At 71.9% G+C, this 19,328-nt stretch carries 17 protein-coding genes; 14 read left to right on the forward strand and 3 right to left on the reverse strand.

What is annotated here, in order from left to right:
• Window positions 1-113 precede the first annotated feature (113 nt).
• Window positions 114-1,868, forward strand: coding sequence for a threonine/serine exporter family protein (locus IF23_RS0127845; protein WP_030288489.1), 1,755 nt, complete (start codon window positions 114-116; stop codon window positions 1,866-1,868).
• Window positions 1,869-1,995: 127 nt separating this feature from the next.
• Here IF23_RS0127845 and IF23_RS0127850 read toward each other — a convergent pair whose 3' ends face one another.
• On the reverse strand, window positions 1,996-2,490 hold the full coding sequence (locus IF23_RS0127850; RefSeq protein ID WP_003968257.1) for an inorganic diphosphatase: 495 nt from the start codon (window positions 2,488-2,490) through the stop codon (window positions 1,996-1,998).
• Between the two features lie 86 nt (window positions 2,491-2,576).
• On the opposite strand from IF23_RS0127850, the gene dacB reads away from it, so the two are divergent.
• The 6 genes from dacB to folE all read left to right on the forward strand — a co-directional run bounded on the left by dacB (window position 2,577) and on the right by folE (window position 10,408).
• A complete protein-coding gene (gene dacB, locus IF23_RS0127855) occupies window positions 2,577-4,307 on the forward strand; it encodes a D-alanyl-D-alanine carboxypeptidase/D-alanyl-D-alanine endopeptidase (RefSeq protein ID WP_030288490.1) in 1,731 nt (576 codons plus the stop codon).
• An 85-nt stretch (window positions 4,308-4,392) separates the two neighbouring features.
• On the forward strand, window positions 4,393-5,562 hold the full coding sequence (locus IF23_RS0127860; RefSeq protein WP_037679971.1) for a zinc-dependent metalloprotease: 1,170 nt from the start codon (window positions 4,393-4,395) through the stop codon (window positions 5,560-5,562).
• A 192-nt stretch (window positions 5,563-5,754) separates the two neighbouring features.
• Complete coding sequence (tilS, locus tag IF23_RS0127865; RefSeq protein WP_030288494.1) at window positions 5,755-6,762, forward strand: tRNA lysidine(34) synthetase TilS; 1,008 nt, start codon at window positions 5,755-5,757, stop codon at window positions 6,760-6,762.
• Between the two features lie 87 nt (window positions 6,763-6,849).
• Window positions 6,850-7,389, forward strand: a complete 540-nt coding sequence (hpt, locus tag IF23_RS0127870; RefSeq protein ID WP_030288495.1) for a hypoxanthine phosphoribosyltransferase — start codon at window positions 6,850-6,852, stop codon at window positions 7,387-7,389.
• 291 nt (window positions 7,390-7,680) lie between these two features.
• Complete coding sequence (gene ftsH / locus IF23_RS0127875) at window positions 7,681-9,696, forward strand: ATP-dependent zinc metalloprotease FtsH (protein WP_030288497.1); 2,016 nt, start codon at window positions 7,681-7,683, stop codon at window positions 9,694-9,696.
• Between the two features lie 106 nt (window positions 9,697-9,802).
• Window positions 9,803-10,408, forward strand: coding sequence for a GTP cyclohydrolase I FolE (folE, locus tag IF23_RS0127880; protein ID WP_030288498.1), 606 nt, complete (start codon window positions 9,803-9,805; stop codon window positions 10,406-10,408).
• 85 nt (window positions 10,409-10,493) lie between these two features.
• On the opposite strand, the gene IF23_RS0127885 is transcribed toward folE, so the two are convergent.
• Complete coding sequence (locus tag IF23_RS0127885) at window positions 10,494-11,609, reverse strand: alpha/beta hydrolase (protein ID WP_030288500.1); 1,116 nt, start codon at window positions 11,607-11,609, stop codon at window positions 10,494-10,496.
• Window positions 11,610-11,748: 139 nt separating this feature from the next.
• On the opposite strand from IF23_RS0127885, the gene IF23_RS0127890 reads away from it, so the two are divergent.
• The 6 genes from IF23_RS0127890 (at window position 11,749) to IF23_RS0127915 (ending at window position 17,069) form a co-directional block, all read left to right on the forward strand.
• Complete coding sequence (locus IF23_RS0127890; RefSeq protein ID WP_030288502.1) at window positions 11,749-13,596, forward strand: phosphatidylglycerol lysyltransferase domain-containing protein; 1,848 nt, start codon at window positions 11,749-11,751, stop codon at window positions 13,594-13,596.
• 98 nt (window positions 13,597-13,694) lie between these two features.
• The gene (gene folP, locus IF23_RS0127895) at window positions 13,695-14,594 is read left to right on the forward strand and encodes a dihydropteroate synthase (RefSeq protein ID WP_037679977.1); all 900 of its coding nucleotides are present in this window, start codon (window positions 13,695-13,697) and stop codon (window positions 14,592-14,594) included.
• Between the two features lie 5 nt (window positions 14,595-14,599).
• Entirely contained in the window at window positions 14,600-15,076 is a 477-nt protein-coding gene (locus IF23_RS0127900; protein WP_030288513.1) for a nuclear transport factor 2 family protein, read from the forward strand.
• A gap of 375 nt (window positions 15,077-15,451) precedes the next feature.
• Entirely contained in the window at window positions 15,452-15,811 is a 360-nt protein-coding gene (gene folB, locus IF23_RS0127905) for a dihydroneopterin aldolase (RefSeq protein WP_030288515.1), read from the forward strand.
• A complete protein-coding gene (gene folK / locus IF23_RS0127910) occupies window positions 15,808-16,404 on the forward strand; it encodes a 2-amino-4-hydroxy-6-hydroxymethyldihydropteridine diphosphokinase (protein WP_030288517.1) in 597 nt (198 codons plus the stop codon). The genes folB and folK overlap by 4 nt, the downstream gene beginning before the upstream one ends.
• Before the next feature lie 170 nt (window positions 16,405-16,574).
• On the forward strand, window positions 16,575-17,069 hold the full coding sequence (locus IF23_RS0127915) for a DUF3180 domain-containing protein (RefSeq protein WP_030288519.1): 495 nt from the start codon (window positions 16,575-16,577) through the stop codon (window positions 17,067-17,069).
• Between the two features lie 123 nt (window positions 17,070-17,192).
• Here IF23_RS0127915 and IF23_RS0127920 read toward each other — a convergent pair whose 3' ends face one another.
• Complete coding sequence (locus IF23_RS0127920) at window positions 17,193-18,359, reverse strand: ABC transporter ATP-binding protein (protein ID WP_030288520.1); 1,167 nt, start codon at window positions 18,357-18,359, stop codon at window positions 17,193-17,195.
• Window positions 18,360-18,513: 154 nt separating this feature from the next.
• On the opposite strand from IF23_RS0127920, the gene IF23_RS0127925 reads away from it, so the two are divergent.
• Window positions 18,514-19,326, forward strand: a complete 813-nt coding sequence (locus IF23_RS0127925) for an ABC transporter permease (protein WP_078654309.1) — start codon at window positions 18,514-18,516, stop codon at window positions 19,324-19,326.
• Window positions 19,327-19,328 lie beyond the last annotated feature (2 nt).

A 19,328-nucleotide genomic window follows, 5' to 3' on the forward strand; every position in this document is an offset into this window, starting at 1 on the left:
ATCCTGTCCGACTCCTTTGTCGGAACCGGTCAACCCCCGCCCCGCGCGCCCGGAAGCGTCATCAGGCATCGTGTCCTTGACGGTCGCAGGAGGCGTACGAGGAGCGAAGAAACGTGGCGTCGGACCCACAGCGCGGCCAGCGCTCCACCAACGGCACACCACACCCCCAGAACGGCTACCACCGCGGGCGGAACAGCAACGGCGGCAACGCCCCGGCCGAACCACCCGACGAGGACAGAAAGCCGACGTCGGACGAGGTGCGCAGCGCCTTCACCCCGCCGCTGGGCGTCCCCCAGCCGCCGCTGCCCGAGGACGAGTCCAGCACCACCTCCGAATTCGCGCTGCCCGAGGGGCTGCGGCCGGAGGCCCCCGCGGAGCAGGAAGGTTCAGCCTTCGCCCCGCCCGGTGGCGCGCCCACCGGTGGCTTCCCCGCCTTCACCCCGCCGCACGGCATTCCGGTGCTCAGCCTCACCAAGGAGGCGCCGTGGCAGGACCGGATGCGGACCATGCTGCGGATGCCGATCCACGAGCGCCCCACCCCGGAGCGGACGGAGCGCCCCGACGACGAGACCGGGCCCGCGGTGCCCCGCGTCCTCGACCTCACCCTGCGTATCGGCGAGATCCTGCTCGCCGGTGGTGAGGGCGCCGAGGACGTCGAGGCGGCGATGTTCGGCGTCGCGCACGCCTACGGGCTGGAGCGCGTCGAGCCGACCGTCACCTTCACCCTGCTCTCCATCTCGTACCAGCCGTCGCTGGTCGACGACCCGGTCACCGCCAGCCGTACCGTGCGGCGGCGCGGCGTCGACTACACCCGGCTGTCGGCGGTCTTCCGGCTGGTCGACGACATCACCTCCGAGGGCATCACCCTGGAGGAGGCGTACCGCGGGCTCGCCGAGATCCGCCGTAACCGCCACCCGTTCCCCACCTGGGCGCTGACGCTCGCCTCCGGACTGCTCTCCGGCGGCGCCTCCATACTGGTCGGCGGTGGCCTGCTGGTGTTCGTGGCCGCCGCGGTCGGTTCGATGCTCGGCGACCGGCTGGCCTGGCTGGCGTCCGGGCGCGGGCTGCCGGAGTTCTACCAGTTCGTGGTGGCCGCGATGCCGCCCGCGGCGATCGGCGTCGCCTTCGGGCTGGCACACGCCAACGTCCAGGCGTCCGCGGTCATCACCGGTGGACTCTTCGCGCTGATCCCGGGACGGGCCCTCGTCGCGGGCGTCCAGGACGGGCTGACCGGTTATTACATCACCGCCGCCGCCCGCCTCCTGGAGGTCGTCTACCTCATCGTCGGCATCGTCGTCGGCGTGCTCGGCATCCTCTACATCGGGCTCCAGCTCGACCCCGGGCTCAAGCGGCTCAACCCCGAACAGGCGCTGCACGTCTACAACGAACCGCTGGTCCAGACCGGCGCGTCCATGCTGCTGGCGCTGGCCTTCTGCGTCCTGCTCCAGCAGGAGCGGCACACGGTGGCGTTCGCGACCATCAACGGCGGGGTGGCCTGGGTCGTCTACGGCGCCCTCGCCAACGTCGCCGGGCTCAACGCGGTGCCGTCCACGGCCATCTCGGCCGGTCTCGTCGGCCTTTTCGGCCAGCTGCTGTCCCGCTACCGCTACGCCTCGGCGCTGCCGTACGTCACCGCGGCCATCGGGCCGCTGCTGCCCGGTAGCGCCACGTACTTCGGGCTGCTCAACTTCGCCCAGGGCAACCTCCTCGACGGCATCGCCTCGCTGATCAAGGCGGCGTCGCTGGCGCTCGCCATCGCCGTCGGCGTGAACCTCGGCAGCGAGGTCGCCCGGCTCTTCCTGCGCGCCCCCGGGCCGGAGATGCCCGGCGCCGGCCGCCGCGCGGCCAAGCGCACCCGCGGCTTTTGACCATCGGCCGGACTGCGCCGTACGCGAACGGGCGGCACCCCGAGTGGGTGCCGCCCGTTCCGTTACGAAAATCAGCGCGCCGTGCGCCGGGTCCGGGGGCCTGCGACGGCCCCCGGGGAGCCCGGTGTCAGTGGGCGCCGCCCTGCGCCTCCAGGCGCTTGTACGAGGCCTCGATCTCGGCCTCGGCCTCGGCGCGGCCGACCCAGTCGGCGCCCTCGACGGACTTGCCCGGCTCCAGGTCCTTGTAGACCTCGAAGAAGTGCTGGATCTCCAGGCGGTCGAACTCCGAGACGTGGTGGATGTCCCGCAGGTGCTCGACGCGCGGGTCGGACGCCGGGACGCACAGCAGCTTGTCGTCGCCGCCGGCCTCGTCGGTCATCCGGAACATGCCGATCGCGCGGCACTTGATGAGGCAACCGGGGAAGGTCGGCTCGTCCAGGATGACCAGCGCGTCCAGCGGGTCGCCGTCCTCGCCGAGGGTGTTCTCGACGAAGCCGTAGTCCGCGGGGTAGCTGGTCGAGGTGAAGAGTCGACGGTCCAGGCGGATCCGACCGGTCTCGTGGTCCACCTCGTACTTGTTCCGCGAACCCTTCGGGATCTCGATGGTGACGTCGAACTCCACGGGTGGCTCCTCCATGATCAACACATAGGTCTGGTGATTAAGTGTCCCCCACGCAGGTGGGTGCTGGCGAAAGGGGCTGGTCCAAGGTGCCGGAGACCGGATCGTGGCAGGTCGGATGGGAGACGGCGCGACGGTCGGCCCGGGCGTGCGCCCGTACCGCGGCCCGTACGGCACAGCGGGCCGGCCACGAGGTCCGCCGGACCTGGCGCGCCGCACCGCCGCGTACACGGAGCACCTGGCGCCTGACGGCGGTGGCCACCGCCGCGGGCCTGGCGACCGCGACGGCCGCGGTCGCGGTGGCCGGGCCCTGGGACTCGGGTCAGCGTACGGCCGAGCGGGCCCGCGCGGGGGCCGCGGCCGGTACGGGTGGCGTACATCACGGCGGGGCGCCCGGCCGCGGCGGCGCGCCGGGGGGCGCGGGCGGCGGCCCCGCGGTCCCGCAGGTCCTCCCGGCGCTCGGCCTTCCGGCGGCGGGCGCCACCGGGCGCGGCGCGGCCCCGCAGCCGACCGGCGCCGGGCTCGCCGACGCGCTGTCGCCGCTGCTCAAGGACAAGGCACTGGGCCCGCTGCGGACCGCGTCGGTCATCGACGTCGCCACCGGCCACCAGGTGTTCGCCGCCAAGCCGACCGCGGCGGCGGTGCCCGCCTCCACCGTGAAGCTCGCCACCGCGGTCGCCGCCCTCTCCACCCTGGGCGCCGACCACCGCATCGAGACGACGGTGGTGACCGCGGCGGACCCGGCGGACGACGGCAGGAACGGCGCACCGGGCAAGCACCCCGAGGGCGGCAAGGACTCCGGGGACGCCAAGGACGACAAGGACGCCAAGGACGACAAGGACGCCAAGGACGACGCGAAGGGCGGCAAGCCCGCGACGCCGCGGATCGTGCTGGTCGGCGGCGGGGACCCGACGCTCACCGCGCGGGCGGGCGAGGGCGCCGACGGGCCCGCCAGCCTGCGCGACCTCGCCGACGACACCGCCCGTGCCCTCGCCCGCAGCGGCCGCAAGAAGGTTTCTCTCGGCTACGACACCTCGCTCTACTCCGGCCCCGCCGTGCACCCCATCGGCCCCAACGAGAACCTCGCCCGCGTCACCCCGCTCATGGCCGACGAGGGCCGCCTCGACAACAGCGACAACGGCCCGGCACCCCGCTCCGACGACCCGGCGGACGCCGCCGCCCGCACCTTCGCCGCCCGGCTCGAGGAGCGCGGCATCACCGTCGACGGCGACCCGTCGGCCGCCCGCGCCCCGAAGGACGCCACCCGTCTGGCCACCGTCCGCTCCCAGCCGCTCGGCGCCCTCGTCGAACGGATGCTGACCAACAGCGACAACGACATCGCCGAGGCCCTGGCCCGGCAGACCGCCCTCGGTGCCCACCGCCCGGTCAGCTTCTCCGGCGCCGGGGAGGCCGTCCGCAAGGCCCTCGCCGACCGGCACCTGCCGCTCACCGGCGCCCGCTTCGACGACGGCAGCGGGCTCGACCGCGACGACAAGGTCAGCGCCGAACTCCTCGCCCGCCTCCTGCTGCACGCCTCCGCGCCCGACCACCCGGAACTCCGCCCGATCGTCACCGGACTGCCCGTCGCCGCCTTCACCGGCACCCTCGGCAGCCGCTACGCCGACACCGCGGGCGCCGGTGCGGTCCGCGCCAAGACCGGCACCCTGACCGGTGTGAACACCCTCGCCGGGACCGTCGTCGACGCCGACGGACGGCTGCTGGTCTTCGCGTTCATGACCAACGGCACCAGCGACGCCCAGGGCGCCCAGAAGGCCCTCGACACGCTCGCCTCGGCGGTCGCCAACTGCGGCTGCCGCTGATCCGACGAAGACCCGTCGACATCCGCCGCCCCGCGGCGCGACCTTCGGCTACCCCCGAGCGAGGTGCCCACGTACCGTGAAACGCATGACGAGCATCGGTGGAGTCGAGATGGTCGACTGGAACCTCGCGGCGGCGACGGCGACGCGGTTCGTGCGGCCCGGTCCGGAGGTCAGCCGCGACGAGGCACGGGCGATCGTGGCCGAGTTGCGCGCGCACGCCCGGTCCTCCGAGGAACACGTCCGCGCCTTCACCCGTATGGCGCAGCCCGGGGCCGGGGGCGCCGACGCGCCGCACGACACGCCCGTCCTCGTCGTGGACCGCCCCGGCTGGATCAGGGCGAACGTCGCCGGGTTCCGCGCGGTGCTCAAACCCCTGCTGGCGAAGATGGCCGAGCGCCGTCCCGGCGGTCCCGGCGGCGCGGTCCTCGGTGCCGTCGGCGGCAAGGTCACCGGCGTCGAGCTGGGCATGCTCCTGTCGTTCCTCGCCTCCCGCGTCCTCGGCCAGTACGAGACGTTCGCCCCCGCCTCGCGGGAGCTGCCCGCCGGAGCCCGCGGCGGACGGCTGCTGCTCGTCGCGCCCAACATCGTCCACGTCGAACGGGAGCTGGCGGTCGACCCGCACGACTTCCGCCTCTGGGTCTGCCTGCACGAGGAGACCCACCGCACCCAGTTCACCGCCGTGCCCTGGCTGCGTGACCACATCGAGGGCGAGGTCCAGGCGTTCCTCGCCGAGACCGACATCGACCCGGGCACCCTGGTGGAACGGCTCCGCGAGGCCGCCCAGGCGCTCACCGGCGCCCGGCCCGAGGGCGAATCCGGCGAGGAGGAGTCCCGCTCCCTCGTCGACCTCGTCCAGACCCCCGCCCAGCGCGAGATCCTCGGTCGGCTGACCGCCGTGATGTCCCTGCTGGAGGGCCACGCCGACTACGTCATGGACGGCGTCGGGCCCGAGGTGGTGCCCTCCGTCGCCGAGATCCGGGAGAAGTTCCAGCAGCGCCGGGCCAGCGGCGCCGGGCGCCTCGACCTCGCACTGCGCAAGCTCCTCGGCCTCGACGCCAAGCTGCGCCAGTACCGCGACGGCGAACGCTTCGTCCGCGCGGTCGTCGACGACCTCGGCATGGACGGCTTCAACCGCGTCTGGACCTCCCCCAACACGCTCCCCACCAAGCAGGAGATCGCCGCGCCCGCCGACTGGATCGCACGGGTGAAGGGAGCAGGGGACGGAGCATCGGGTGCGGGGGACGGAGCACCGTAGGACACAGACGCGCCGCGCGCACGCCGGACGGCAGATGTGCGCCCCCGTAATCACCCTTCTGAGGGACCGTTACCAGGGGATAGGCGTGCAATGCTCGGGGAACTGCTCGCCTCTGTCACCATCTAGGCACTCTGTGTGACGAATGTGTCGTCCGCAGACCAAGGCTCCCCAGCTGAACGATTGGAAACGGACATGGGTCCCCATCCAGCGGTCGCCGCGATACGCGTGGCGGTCCGCCGCGTACTCCACGACGTACTCAACCGGCACTCCGCCCAGGCCAGGACCGAGCCCCCGCTCGTCCTGGTCGCCTGCTCCGGCGGCGCCGACTCCATGGCGCTCGCCTCCGCCCTCGCCTTCGAAGCCCCCCGGCTCGGCGTGCGCGCGGGCGGCGTCACCGTCGACCACGGTCTCCAGGCCGGTTCCGACCTCCGCGCCGCCGAGGTCGTCCTGCGGCTGCGCTCCCTCCACCTCGACCCGGCCGAGGCGGTCACCGTCCGCGTCGGCAAGGCGGGCGGCCCCGAAGCCGCCGCCCGCGACGCCCGGTACGCCGCCCTCGACGCCGCCGCCGAACGCCACGGCGCCGCCGCCGTCCTCCTCGGCCACACCCGTGACGACCAGGCCGAGACCGTGCTCCTCGGCCTCGCCCGCGGCTCCGGCACCCGCTCCCTCTCCGGTATGGCCGCGACCACCGGCCACCTGGGCCGATACCGCCGCCCGTTCCTCGGCGTCGACCGTCAGACCGCCCGCACCGCCTGCCTCATCCAGTCCCTCCCGGTCTGGGACGACCCCCACAACACCGACCCCTCCTACACCCGCTCCCGACTCCGCCACGAAGGGCTGCCCGCCCTGGAGAAGGCGCTCGGCAAGGGCGTCGTCGAAGCCCTCGCCCGTACGGCACAGCTCTCCCGGGACGACGCCGACGCCCTCGACTCCTGGGCCGCCGACGCCGAACGCACGGTCCGCGGCGCCGAGGGCACGCTCGACGTCGCCGGACTCTTCGCGCTGCCCCCCGCGGTACGCCGCCGGGTGCTGCGCCGGGCGGTCATCGACGCGGGCGCACCGGCCGGTTCGCTCTTCGCCCGGCACATCGAGGAAGTGGACCGGCTGATCACCGCCTGGCGTGGTCAGGGCGCCCTCAACCTCCCCGGGCGCGTCGGTGTTCGACGGCAGGGTGGCAGACTTGTCATTCGGCAGGGCTGAGCCGCAGGACCGCTGCCCCGCCTGATCAGTCCGGCGACGGACACGACACCGAACCGAGCGAGAGTGGCACGGGTGGACGACAAGGACATGGGCTCCGACCTTGAGTCGGTACTCATCAGCAAAGAAGAGATCGACGCGAAGCTGGCTGAGCTGGCCGCGAAGATCGACGCGGAGTACGCGGGCAAGGACCTGCTCATCGTCGGCGTCCTGAAGGGCGCCGTGATGGTGATGGCGGACCTGGCGCGGGCGCTGTCCACCCCCGTCACGATGGACTGGATGGCCGTGTCCTCGTACGGCGTGGGCACCAAGTCCTCCGGCGTGGTGCGCATCCTCAAGGACCTCGACACCGACATCAAGGGCCGGGACGTCCTGATCGTCGAGGACATCATCGACTCCGGTCTGACGCTGTCGTGGCTGCTGTCCAACCTCGGTTCGCGCGAGCCCGCCTCGCTGGAGGTCTGCACGCTGCTGCGCAAGCCCGAGGCGGCCAAGGTCGATATCGATGTGAAGTGGATCGGCTTCGACATTCCCAATGAATTCGTCGTCGGCTACGGCCTCGACTTCGCCGAGAAATACCGCAACCTGCCGTTCGTCGGCACCCTCGCACCGCACGTGTACGGCGGCTGAGGACGGCACCCGCTCGCCGTCCGTACGGATCGGCGAGGGCCCGGAACGGCCACGGCGTGGCGGCCGCGCGGCGGTGGGAACCCGCCGGGGCCGCCCGCCGTTGAAGCAGAGAACGGAATCCGCGTACACATTGTTCGCTGTCGGCGTCGCCGACGGGTGACAATGCTGGGGTACCGTCCGAAGGCACTCAATTTTTCGGGCCAGTAATACACCGTACGCACGACCAGCCCTCCGCAGGGCTGTTGTGCCTCACTGTGGCAGGAGGGACGGGGCCCTGACGGCTCCGTATGGATGGACGTGAAGCGATACTTCCGTGGGCCGGTCATGTGGATCGTGCTGGCCGTCCTCGCCGTGGTCGTGTTGATGCAGGTCGTCGGGGAATCCGGCGGCTACAAGACGGTGGACACCGGTCAGGTCGTCAAGGCGATCACTGACAACAAGGTGAAATCCGCCGAGCTGACGACCGGCGACGAGAACAAGATCAAGATCGAGTTGTCGGGTGACAACAAGATCGAGGGTTCCAACAAGCTGCAGGCGAGCTACATCGGCGACCAGGGCGTCGACATCGCGAAGAACCTGCAGGCCAAGTACCAGACCGGCGAGATCAAGGACGGCTACACGGTCGCCCCGTCGAAGCAGAACCCGTTCGTCGGGCTGCTGATCACGCTGCTTCCCTTCATCCTCATCCCGATCATCTTCCTGTTCCTGATGAACCAGGCGCAGGGCGGTGGCTCCCGGGTGATGAACTTCGGGAAGTCCAAGGCGAAGCTGATCACCAAGGACACGCCCAAGACGACCTTCGCGGACGTCGCCGGGTCGGACGAGGCGGTCGAGGAGCTCCACGAGATCAAGGAGTTCCTCCAGGAGCCGGCGAAGTTCCAGGCCGTCGGCGCCAAGATCCCCAAGGGCGTCCTGCTGTACGGCCCGCCCGGAACGGGCAAGACGCTGCTGGCGCGCGCCGTCGCGGGCGAGGCCGGTGTGCCGTTCTACTCGATCTCCGGCTCCGACTTCGTCGAGATGTTCGTGGGTGTCGGTGCCTCCCGGGTCCGTGACCTCTTCGAGCAGGCCAAGGCGAACGCCCCGGCGATCGTCTTCGTCGACGAGATCGACGCGGTGGGCCGCCACCGTGGCGCCGGTCTCGGCGGCGGTCACGACGAGCGCGAGCAGACGCTCAACCAGCTGCTCGTCGAGATGGACGGCTTCGACGTCAAGGGCGGCGTCATCCTGATCGCCGCCACCAACCGCCCGGACATCCTCGACCCGGCGCTGCTGCGCCCGGGCCGTTTCGACCGGCAGATCGCCGTCGACCGTCCGGACATGCAGGGCCGTCTGGAGATCCTGAAGGTCCACCAGAAGGGCAAGCCGGTCGCGCCGGACGTCGACCTCACGGCCGTCGCCAAGCGGACCCCCGGCTTCACCGGTGCCGATCTCTCCAACGTCCTCAACGAGGCCGCGCTGCTGACGGCCCGGAGCGACAAGAAGCTGATCGACAACCACTTCCTGGACGAGGCGATCGACCGCGTCGTGGCCGGTCCGCAGAAGCGGACCCGGATCATGTCGGACAAGGAGAAGAAGATCACCGCGTACCACGAGGGCGGACACGCCCTGGTCGCGGCGGCTTCCCCGAACTCCGACCCGGTCCACAAGATCACGATCCTGTCCCGCGGCCGGGCCCTGGGCTACACCATGGTCCTGCCCGACGAGGACAAGTACTCCACCACCCGCAACGAAATGCTCGACCAGCTGGCGTACATGCTGGGCGGGCGCGCGGCGGAGGAGCTGGTCTTCCACGACCCGACGACCGGTGCGGCCAACGACATCGAGAAGGCCACCGCCACCGCCCGGGCGATGGTCACCCAGTACGGCATGACCGAGCGTCTCGGTGCCATCAAGTTCGGCACCGACAACTCCGAGCCGTTCCTGGGCCGCGAGATGGGTCACCAGCGCGACTACTCCGAGGAGGTCGCCGCGCTGGTCGACGAGGAGGTCAAGAAGCTCATCGAGACCGCGCACAACGAGGCGTGGGAGATCCTCGTCGAGAACCGCGACGTTCTCGACAACCTCGTCCTGGAGCTCCTGGAGAAGGAGACCCTGGGCAAGGAGGAGATCGCCGAGGTCTTCAAGCACATCGTGAAGCGCCCGGCCCGCCCGGCGTGGACCGGCTCCTCGCGACGCACCCCGTCGTCCCGCCCGCCGGTGCTCTCCCCGCGGGAGCTGTCCCCGGCCAACGGCACGGTCCCGGGCAACGGCACCGTCTCGATGGACAAGCCGGTGACGGAGTCCCCGGAGGACACCCGCGAAAGCTGACGGGGATCACACCCTCCCGGAATGTCCGCCGCGCCTCCCAGGTTCTAGCCTGGGAGGCGCGGCATTTCCGCATCCGGAGCCGGGCGCAGAAGGAACGAGGCACCACATGACCGACCCTGTGACGCTGGACGGCGACGCCACGATCGGCGAGTTCGACGAGAAACGTGCCGAGAACGCCGTGCGGGAGTTGCTGATCGCGGTCGGTGAGGACCCGGACCGCGAGGGGCTGCTGGAGACCCCGGCGCGGGTGGCGCGCGCGTACAAGGAGATCTTCGCCGGGCTGTGGCAGAAGCCCGAGGACGTCCTGACCACGACGTTCGACATCGGTCATGACGAGATGGTGCTGGTCAAAGACATCGAGGTGACCTCGCACTGCGAGCACCACCTGGTGCCGTTCGTCGGAGTGGCGCACGTCGGATACATACCGTCCGCCGACGGGAAGATCACCGGGCTGTCGAAGCTGGCCCGGCTGGTGGACGTCTTCGCCCGCCGTCCGCAGGTCCAGGAGCGGCTGACGACGCAGATCGCCGACTCCCTGATGGAGATCCTGGAGCCGCGCGGCGTCATCGTCGTCATCGAGTGCGAGCACATGTGCATGACGATGCGCGGGGTCCGCAAGCCCGGTGCGAAGACCACCACCTCCGCGGTCCGCGGTCAGCTCCGCGACGCGGCGACCCGCGCCGAGGCGATGAGCCTGATACTGGCGCGATAAGGCGGTACGGCGAAGCGGTACGACGAAGGGGCGGGCGCTCTCGGGCGCCCGCCCCTTCGTGTCGTCCGTGTGCCGTGCCGTTTCCTCACACCTTCAGCCGGCCGCCCAGCCACTCCATGGCGGCGGGGATCTCGCGGCGCCAGGTGTTGAAGTTGTGGCCGCCGCTGTCGAGGATGATCGACGAGATCGTGGACGGCGACTTCGTCTGCCGGATGAAGCGCAGCGTCTCCTTGAAGTTGCCCTCGCCCTGCTTACTGCTGGTGACCAGGAGGTTCACCGGCGGCGCGGGGAGGTGGCGCTGGCGCCAGAGCAGGTTGTTCTCCCGCTCCAGCTGCGGGTCGCCGCCGAAGAGGTCGCCGGTGGTGGCGTCCAGCGGCGCCTTGTAGCTGCCGGAGAGGGCGACCGCGGAGGAGAACGACTCCGGGTGGCGCATCGTCATCTTCAGCGCGCAGTAGCCGCCGGTGGAGTCGCCGATCACACCCCAGCTCTTGGCGTCCTTGCCGACCCGGAAGTGACCGGCGATGTCGCGGCGCAGGTCCTGGGTGAAGAACGTCTCGGTCTGCGGGCCGCCGGGCACGTCCACGCACTCGGTGTCCCGGGGCGGTGCGACGGTCGGCCGCATCATCACCAGGACCATCGGCTGCATCTTGCCCTTGCCGTGCAGCGCGTGCTGGGTCTGCGGGAAGTGCAGCTTCTTGTAGAGCGCCTGGGCGGTGCCGGGGTAGCCGGTGAGGACCAGCGCCGCCGGGAAGACCTTGTCGGCGTGGGCGCGCTGGAAGTACTGCGGCGGCAGATAGACGAAGGCGGGGCTGCTGATGCCGGACTTCTCGCCGTGCAGCATCACCTTCTCGATCCGCCCGGCGACCTTCGGCCGGGAGCTGCCGTCGACGTTGAACCGCTCGGCGCCGAGCTTCGTCAGCCGGGTGCCGTCCGGACCGGTCTTGTAGTTGGTGACGACGCCGGGCTCCTGCTCCTGCCCGAAGAGGTCGGCCCAGGACGCGTAGAAGCCGAACGAGTTGTTGGCGGCGAGTCCGACGGCGGCGAAGAGCGATATCTGCGTGAGGAGCAGGATGCCGACCCGGCCGAGGACCGGGCGCCAGCTGCGTCCCGACAGCCGCGGCCACAGCCAGACCGTGAGCACGAAGAATGCCACGGCGAGGACGATGGCCAGTATCAGCAGCTTTTTGCTGGTGAGACCCATGTGGTGCTTTCTCCCGGGCGGCCGGCCCGCCGGTCCGCTGTTGGAACCCCGAGCCCTGAAACGCCGTCATACAGGGCGCAAAAGTCCGGAAGCTGCGACCAGGTTCGCACGTTCTCTCGACCGGGGCGACGGGAAAGTGATGTCTGACAGGCTAGATGGCGAAAAGTCCGGGACGGTTGCGTGGCGTCGGCCACGCTGGCTCCGGGGCCCGCGGCCCGCGTCGGTGCCGCCGCTCATCGGCAGCGCCGGTGTCGTCGTCGGTCTCCTCGACATCGTCTCCGGCGTCTTCCCGCGTTTCCGGCACAGCCGGATGCACCATCTGGCCGAGGTGCTGCCGGGCGCGGTCAGCCCGCTGGCGGCCGCCGCCTCCCTCGTCGTCGGCATCCTGCTGCTCCTCCTGGCGCACGGCCTCAAACGGCGCAAGCGCCGGGCGTGGACGGCGGCGGTGGCGCTGCTGCCGGTCGGTGCGCTCGCCCAGTTGATCTACCGCCATTCGGTGTTCGGCGCGGTCCTCTCGCTGCTGCTGCTCGGCTTCCTGGTCTGGCACCGCAAGGAGTTCGCGGCGCTGCCCGATCCGCGCAGCCGCTGGAAGGCGCTGCTCAACGCGGTGGTGCTGGGCGGTGCGAGCTTCGGCATCGGCATGGTGATCGTCAGCTCGCACCCGGGCCGTATCGTCGGCTCGCCGGGCGGGTGGGAGCGGGTGCAGCACGTCCTGTGGGGGCTGTGCGGCTTCGAGGGTCCCATCGCGTACACCCACCACGTCGACTACACCGTCGGCTACTCGCTCGGTGCGCTCGGGCTGGTGACCGCCGCGACCACCGCCTACCTGGCGTTCCGCCCCGAACATCCGGCGGCGCGGCTCACCGAGGACGACGAGCTGCGGCTGCGGGAGCTGCTGGAGCGGCACGGCGGGCGGGACTCGCTCGGCTACTTCGCGCTCCGCCGGGACAAGGGCGCCGTCTTCTCGCCGACCGGCAAGGCGGCCGTCTGCTACCGGGTGATCTCCGGGGTGATGCTGGCCAGCGGCGACCCGATCGGCGACGTCGAGGCGTGGCCGGGCGCCATCGAGCGGTTCATGGAGGTGGCCCGGGCGCACTCCTGGACGCCCGCGGTGACCGGGTGCAGCGAGACCGGCGGTCAGGTGTGGACCCGCGAGACCGGGATGGACGCGCTGGAGCTGGGCGACGAGGCGATCGTCGACGTGGCGGACTTCACGCTCAGCGGCCGGGCGATGCGTAACGTCCGCCAGATGGTCAAGCGCATCGAGCGCAACGGCTACGAGACCCGGGTGCGGCGGGTGCGGGACCTGGAGCCGGAGGAGCTGGCGCGGATCCAGCGGGCGGCCGACGCCTGGCGGGACACCGACACCGAGCGCGGCTTCTCCATGGCGCTGGGCCGGATCGACGCGGTCGCCGACGGCGATGCGGTGATCGCCACCGCGCACCAGGCGCCGGAGGAGGGCGCGGAGCCCGGTCCGTTCGGCGATCTCAAGGCGATGCAGCACTACGTGCCGTGGGGCCGGGACGGTATCTCGCTGGAGCTGATGCGCCGCGACCGTGCGGCCGACCCGGGGATGAACGAGCTGCTGATCGTCGCGGCGCTCCAGGCGGCGCCGGAGCTGAAGATCGCGCGGGTGTCGCTGAACTTCGCGGTCTTCCGTTCGTCGCTGGAGCGCGGCGAGAAGCTGGGCGCCGGGCCGGTCATCCGGATCTGGCGCGGGATGCTGATCTTCCTGTCGCGGTGGTACCAGATCGAGTCGTTGTACAAGTTCAACGACAAGTTCCAGCCGCGCTGGGAGCCCCGTTACGTCGTCTTCCGCAACAGCCGTGACATTCCGCGGATCGGGCTGGCCGCGCTCCAGGCCGAGGGCTATCTGGAGCTGGGACTGCCGCGCGCACTGCGCCGCCGCACCCCCGCCGAACCCCGGCCGTGCGCGCATGTGCCCACGCCGCGGCCTGCCCGGGACACGGTCGAGCGGGCCGCCTGAGCGGGGCGCGGACCGGCGCCGGGCGCGGCGCGGAGGGGAGTGTTCCGGGCACCGGTGGCCGCCGTTCGGGTGGCCGGAACACCGCCTACGCTGGGGACATGAATACCTTGCGTGACCGGGTGGCCGGACTGCCGGAGTGGGATCGCTGCGCGGTGATGGGCGTGGTCAACGTCACCCCCGACTCGTTCTCCGACGGCGGTGCGTGGTTCGACCCCGAGCTGGCCGTCAAGCACGGTCTGGACCTGGTGGCGCAGGGGGCCGACATGATCGACGTCGGCGGCGAGTCGACCCGGCCGGGCGCCGCGCGCGTCGACGAGGCGGAGGAGCTGCGCCGCGTCATACCCGTGGTCCGGGAGCTGGCCGCGGCGGGCGCGGTGGTCTCCGTGGACACCATGCGCGCCCGCGTCGCGGAGCAGGCGGTGGCGGCCGGGGCGCGGCTGGTCAACGACGTCTCCGCGGGCGCCGCCGACCCGTCGATGATCTCCGCGGTGGCCGCCGCCGATGTGCCGTTCGTGGTGATGCACTGGCGCGGTCAGTCCATCGACATGAACAACCGCGCGGTCTACGCGGACGTCGTCGGCGAGGTCGTCGACGAGCTGTCCCGCGCCATGGAGCGCGCGGTGGCCGGTGGTGTGGCGCCCGAGCGCCTCGTCATCGACCCGGGTCTGGGCTTCGCCAAGGAGGCGGCGCACGACCTGGCGCTCGTCGCCCATCTGCCGCGGCTGCGGGCGCTGGGCCGTCCGCTGCTGGTGGCCGCATCCCGCAAACGGTTCCTGGGCAGGGTGCTGGCGGGCGGCGAGGGCGCGGCCCCGCCGCCGGCCCGGGAGCGGGACGCGGCGACGGCCGCGGTATCGGCGCTGGTGGCGCGGGAGGGCGCCTGGGCGGTGCGGGTGCACGAGGTGCGGGCGAGCGCGGACGCGGTACGGGTGGCCCGCGCGCTGGAGACCGCGGCGGATGCCACAGAGGACACACAGGACGACGTGACGGGAGCGGTGTGAGCGGGTTGGGCCCACGGACCGACATCGAACTGGTCGAGCAGGCGAACACGGAGCTGTACGAGGCCGTGGAGCGCGGCGACCAGGAGGCGCTGACCGCGCTCTGGCTGGACGGGCAGGTCAGCGTGGTGCACCCGGGTTGGCCGGTGCTGCGCGGCCGGGGCGAGGTGCTCCGTTCGTACGCGCTGATCATGGCGAACACCGAGTACATCCAGTTCTTCCTCACCGATGTCGAGATCGATGTGATGGGGGACACCGCGCTGGTCACCTGTACCGAGAACATCCTCAGCGGCGGCCCCGCGGAGGACGACGGCTCGGTGGGGCCGCTGATCGGCCAGCTGGTCGTGGCGACCAATGTCTTCCGGCGTACGGAGGAGGGCTGGCGGGTGTGGTCGCACCACGGGTCGCCGGTGTTGACCGACGGCGAGGACGACGAGGACGACGACGGTCCGGCCGGTCCCGGCGAGGTCGCGGGAGGCGTCTGACCTGGGCGGTTGCCCGGCGCGGGGGAGCTGTGCCGCAGCGGCGGCCGGGGTAGGGCATCCGGGGGACGGCGTCAGCGGCCGGGGTCAGCCGGGCAGACGGCGGGCACCCGTTCGAGCCAAGTGCGGTGCGGGTAGGGGTGGGGTGTGCGGTCAGGGGTAAGAGGCCGCGCGGGCGGTCGCACGGCTGCCCCGGGCCCGTTCGCAGGGCCGGTTCTTAGCAGCAGCGACGGCCCTTGTCCATAGCCCCCATGGGCAAGCGTTGTCGGTGCTCGCAGGTAGATTCGACAACGGGCGATGTGCCGGAGGCGTTCGGCGCGGGTCCGGAATCCGACGAGCAGGGGCGCCGCAGGTGCCAGACCGGTGGGAGTGATTCGCGTGGATCGTGTCGCGCTGCGTGGGCTGAAGGCCCGTGGGCACCACGGGGTGTTCCCCCGCGAACGCGAGGAGGGCCAGACCTTCCTCGTCGATCTGGTGCTGGGTCTGGACACCCGTCCGGCGGCGGCGACCGACGATCTCGCCAAGACCGTCCATTACGGCGTGGTGGCCGAGGAGGTGGTGGCGATCGTCGAGGGCGATCCGGTCGACCTCATCGAGACCCTCGCGGAGCGGATCGCCACCCAGTGCCTGAAGCACGAGGGGGTGCAGGAGGTGGAGGTCGTGGTGCACAAGCCGGACGCCCCGATCACCGTCCCCTTCGACGACGTGACCATCACCATCACCCGGAGCCGAGTATGAAGACCAGCAGCGACCCGACCGTCCAGCCGGTGCCCACCTCCGTCGTCGAGCAGGTGGACGCGGCCGATGTGACGCTCTCCAACCCCAAGCGCGCCGTCATCTCCCTCGGCAGCAATCTCGGCAACCGCCTGGAGACCCTCCAGGGCGCGATCGACGCGCTGGAGGACACGCCCGGCCTGCGGGTCAAGGCCGTCTCGCCGGTCTACGAGACCGAGCCGTGGGGCGTCGAGCCCGACTCGCAGCCCTCGTACTTCAACGCCGTCGTGCTGATCAAGACGACGCTGCCGCCGGAGTCCCTGCTGGAGCGCGGCCACGCCATCGAGGAAGCCTTCGAGCGGGTGCGGGACGAGCGGTGGGCCCCGCGCACCATCGACGTCGACATCCTCGCGTACCAGGACGTGGTCTCCGACGACCCGCGGTTGACGCTGCCGCACCCGCGCGCCCATGAGCGGGCCTTCGTGCTGGTGCCGTGGCACGACGTCGACCCGTCCGCGGAGGTCCCCGGGCGCGGTCCGGTCGCCGAACTGCTGGCCGGGGTCGGCAGCGAGGGCGTCACGCTCCGCACCGACCTGGAACTGCGGCTGCCCGAGTAATCGTTAGGCTTGCGGGTCCGCGCGGACCGCGCGGACGCCGACGCTCCGGCCGGTCGCGTACGTCGTGGACGGCGATTCCGCCGCCGCCGTGGTTGCGTAGGACGTGAGCGCCGCGGTGCGGCGGGACGGATCGAGCGGTACGTCATGACGGTGCGAGGAGCGAATGCCCGGTGAAGCAGCTACGTATCAAGGTGCTGGTCGGGCTGTTCGTGGTGGCCGGGGTGCTGGCGTGGGCCGGCGCCCGGCTGTGGGACAGCTTCGGGAGCCTGCCGAGCGTCCCGGTGGCCGCGCCGATCGTGCTGGCGCTGATCGCCGCGCTGCTGGGCTCGGCCGCCTTCTCGTTCCGCGCGCGGTTGCGGGCCCAGCGTGAGCGGCGCGCGGACGCCAAGGGCGTGGAGCCGCTGCTCGCCGCCCGCGTGCTGATCTTCGGGCAGGCCAGCGCCCTGGTCGCGGCGCTGGTCGCCGGGATCTACGGCGGCGTCGGCGTCTTCCTGCTGACCACCGGCCTCGACGCCGGGCCGCGCCGCGATCAGGCGATCTACGCCGGACTCTCGGTCCTGGCGGGCGCCGCCGTGGTCGCCGCGGCCCTCTTCCTGGAGCGGGTCTGCAAGCTGCCGGAGGACGACGACGTGGACGGGCCGCGGCCGGGTTCCACCTCGGTGTGAGCACCGGGCCGCCCGCGGTGGCGGCTCCCGGTCCGTTTCGGGCCCGCGGCCTTCCGGCGCGCGGGCCTTCCGCATGAGCGGGCCCGTACGACCCGCCCGTACGATCCGGCCGGGTGTCGGTGGTCAGGCGCCCGGGACGGTCTCCAGGGTGACCGCCTCGCGGGTGGTCCGGGAGGCGTCGGCGCTGGTCGCGCGGCGCAGCGCCGCGTGCAGACCGCCGGGGGTGAGGACGCCCGCGTAGCGCCCCTCGTCGAGGACGGCTATCCACCCGGCGTCATGGCCCAGCAGCGCCCCGAACGCCTCCCGCAGCGGCGCGCCCACCGGCAGCGTGGCGTCCATCGGGCGGGCGTGGTCGCGGACGGTGGCGCCGTCCGGGCCGTCCCCGGTGAGCGCGGCGGCGGGCACCCAGCCGTACGGCGCGGCCTCGCCGTCCAGGACGACCGCCCAGGAGGCGTCGTCGGCGGCGAGCGCCTCGGCGGCCCGACCGGCCGGGTCGTCGAGCCGGACGACCGGGCGTTCCTCCAGGTCACCCGGTTCGACGGGGGTGACCGAGAGCCGCTTGATACCGCGGTCCGCGCCGACGAACTCGGCGACGTACCCGGTCGCGGGCGCGCCGAGGACGGCCGCCGGGGTGTCGAACTGCTCGATGCGGCCCTGCCCGTAGACGGCGATGCGGTCGCCGAGGCGGATCGCCTCCTCGATGTCGTGGGTGACGAAGAGGACGGTCTTGCCGAGGGTGCGCTGGAGGTGGCGGAACTCGTTCTGGAGGTGCTCGCGGACGACGGGGTCGACGGCGCCGAACGGCTCGTCCATGAGGAGGACCGGCGGGTCGGCGGCGAGCGCGCGGGCGACGCCGACGCGTTGGCGCTGGCCGCCGGAGAGCTGGTCGGGGTAGCGGTGCCCGTAGACGGTGGGGTCGAGGCCGACGAGGTCGAGGAGTTCGGCGGCCCGCTCCCGGCCCTTCTTCCGCGGGATGCCCAACAGATGGGGCACGGTCGCGGTGTTGTCCAGGACGGTCTTGTGCGGGAAGAGCCCGACCTGCTGGATGACGTAACCGATCCGGCGGCGCAGCTCCACCGGGTCGGTGTCCGCGATGTTCTCGCCGCCGACGTGGATGGTGCCCCCGGTGGGGTCGATGAGGCGGTTGACCATCTTCATCGTGGTGGTCTTGCCGCAGCCCGACGGGCCGACGAGGGTGACGAGTTCGCCCTCCGCGACCTCGAAGGACAGGTCGTCGACGGCGGTCGTCCCGTCCGGGTAGCGCTTGGTGACGTGCTCGAAGCGGATCATCATTCCCCCGTTGTGGACGGTCCCCATTGTGGGCAGCCGCGCGTGAACGCGGTGTGGCGGACGTATGGCGGCCCGGCCGGATGTCAGTGGTGGGGGATAGGGTCGCAGACAGTCACCGAAAATGTGAGCGACAGGGCGGGGGAGGTGACGACGGATGAGCGTGCCGTGGAGCCTTACGGCGGCCGCCTGGCCGTCCGGGCAGGTGCCGGCGGATCCGGGCGGACCCTGGCTGCCGCAGGCCGCGGCGCCGGGCGGCGCCGACTGCCTGGTGGCCAACGACTGGATCTGCGGCGCCTATCTGCGCACCCGCAGCCATGAGTTGCTGGCCGCCACCGTGCAGCACCTCGGCATCACCGCGGCGTCGGTGGCCCTCGGGCTGCTGATCGCCTTCCCGCTGGCGCTGCTCGCCCGGCGGCGCCGCGCGGTCGCGGGCGCCGTGCTGGGGCTGACGACGGTGCTCTACACCATCCCGTCGCTGGCCATGTTCGCGCTGCTGACCCCGGTCTTCGGGGTCTCCGTCGCGGTCGTCATCACCGGCCTGGTGCTCTACTCCCTGACGATCCTGGTCCGCAACATCCTCGCCGGGCTCGACGCGGTGCCCGCCGAGGTCCGCGAGGCGGCCCGCGGCATGGGGTACGGCCCGGCCCGGATGCTGTTCGGGGTGGAACTCCCGCTGGCGCTCCCGGCGGTGGTCGCCGGGATACGTATCGCCACGGTCTCCACGGTCGCGATGACGACGATCGGCTCCGTCGTCGGCTTCGGCGGGCTGGGCAACCTCATCGCCAGCGGGCTGCAGGGCTTCTTCAAGGCCGAGGTGCTGACCGCCTCCGTGCTCTGCGTCCTGCTGGCCGTCGCGGCGGATCTGCTGCTGATGGCGGTGCAGCGGATGCTGACGCCGTGGACCCGGCCGCGCGCCGGTTCCCGGTCCGGCGGTCGGCGCACCCGGGCGACGAAGGCGGTGGCCTGACG

It is taken from the genome of Streptomyces catenulae, assembly GCF_000718015.1.
Lineage (GTDB): Bacteria > Actinomycetota > Actinomycetes > Streptomycetales > Streptomycetaceae > Streptomyces > Streptomyces catenulae.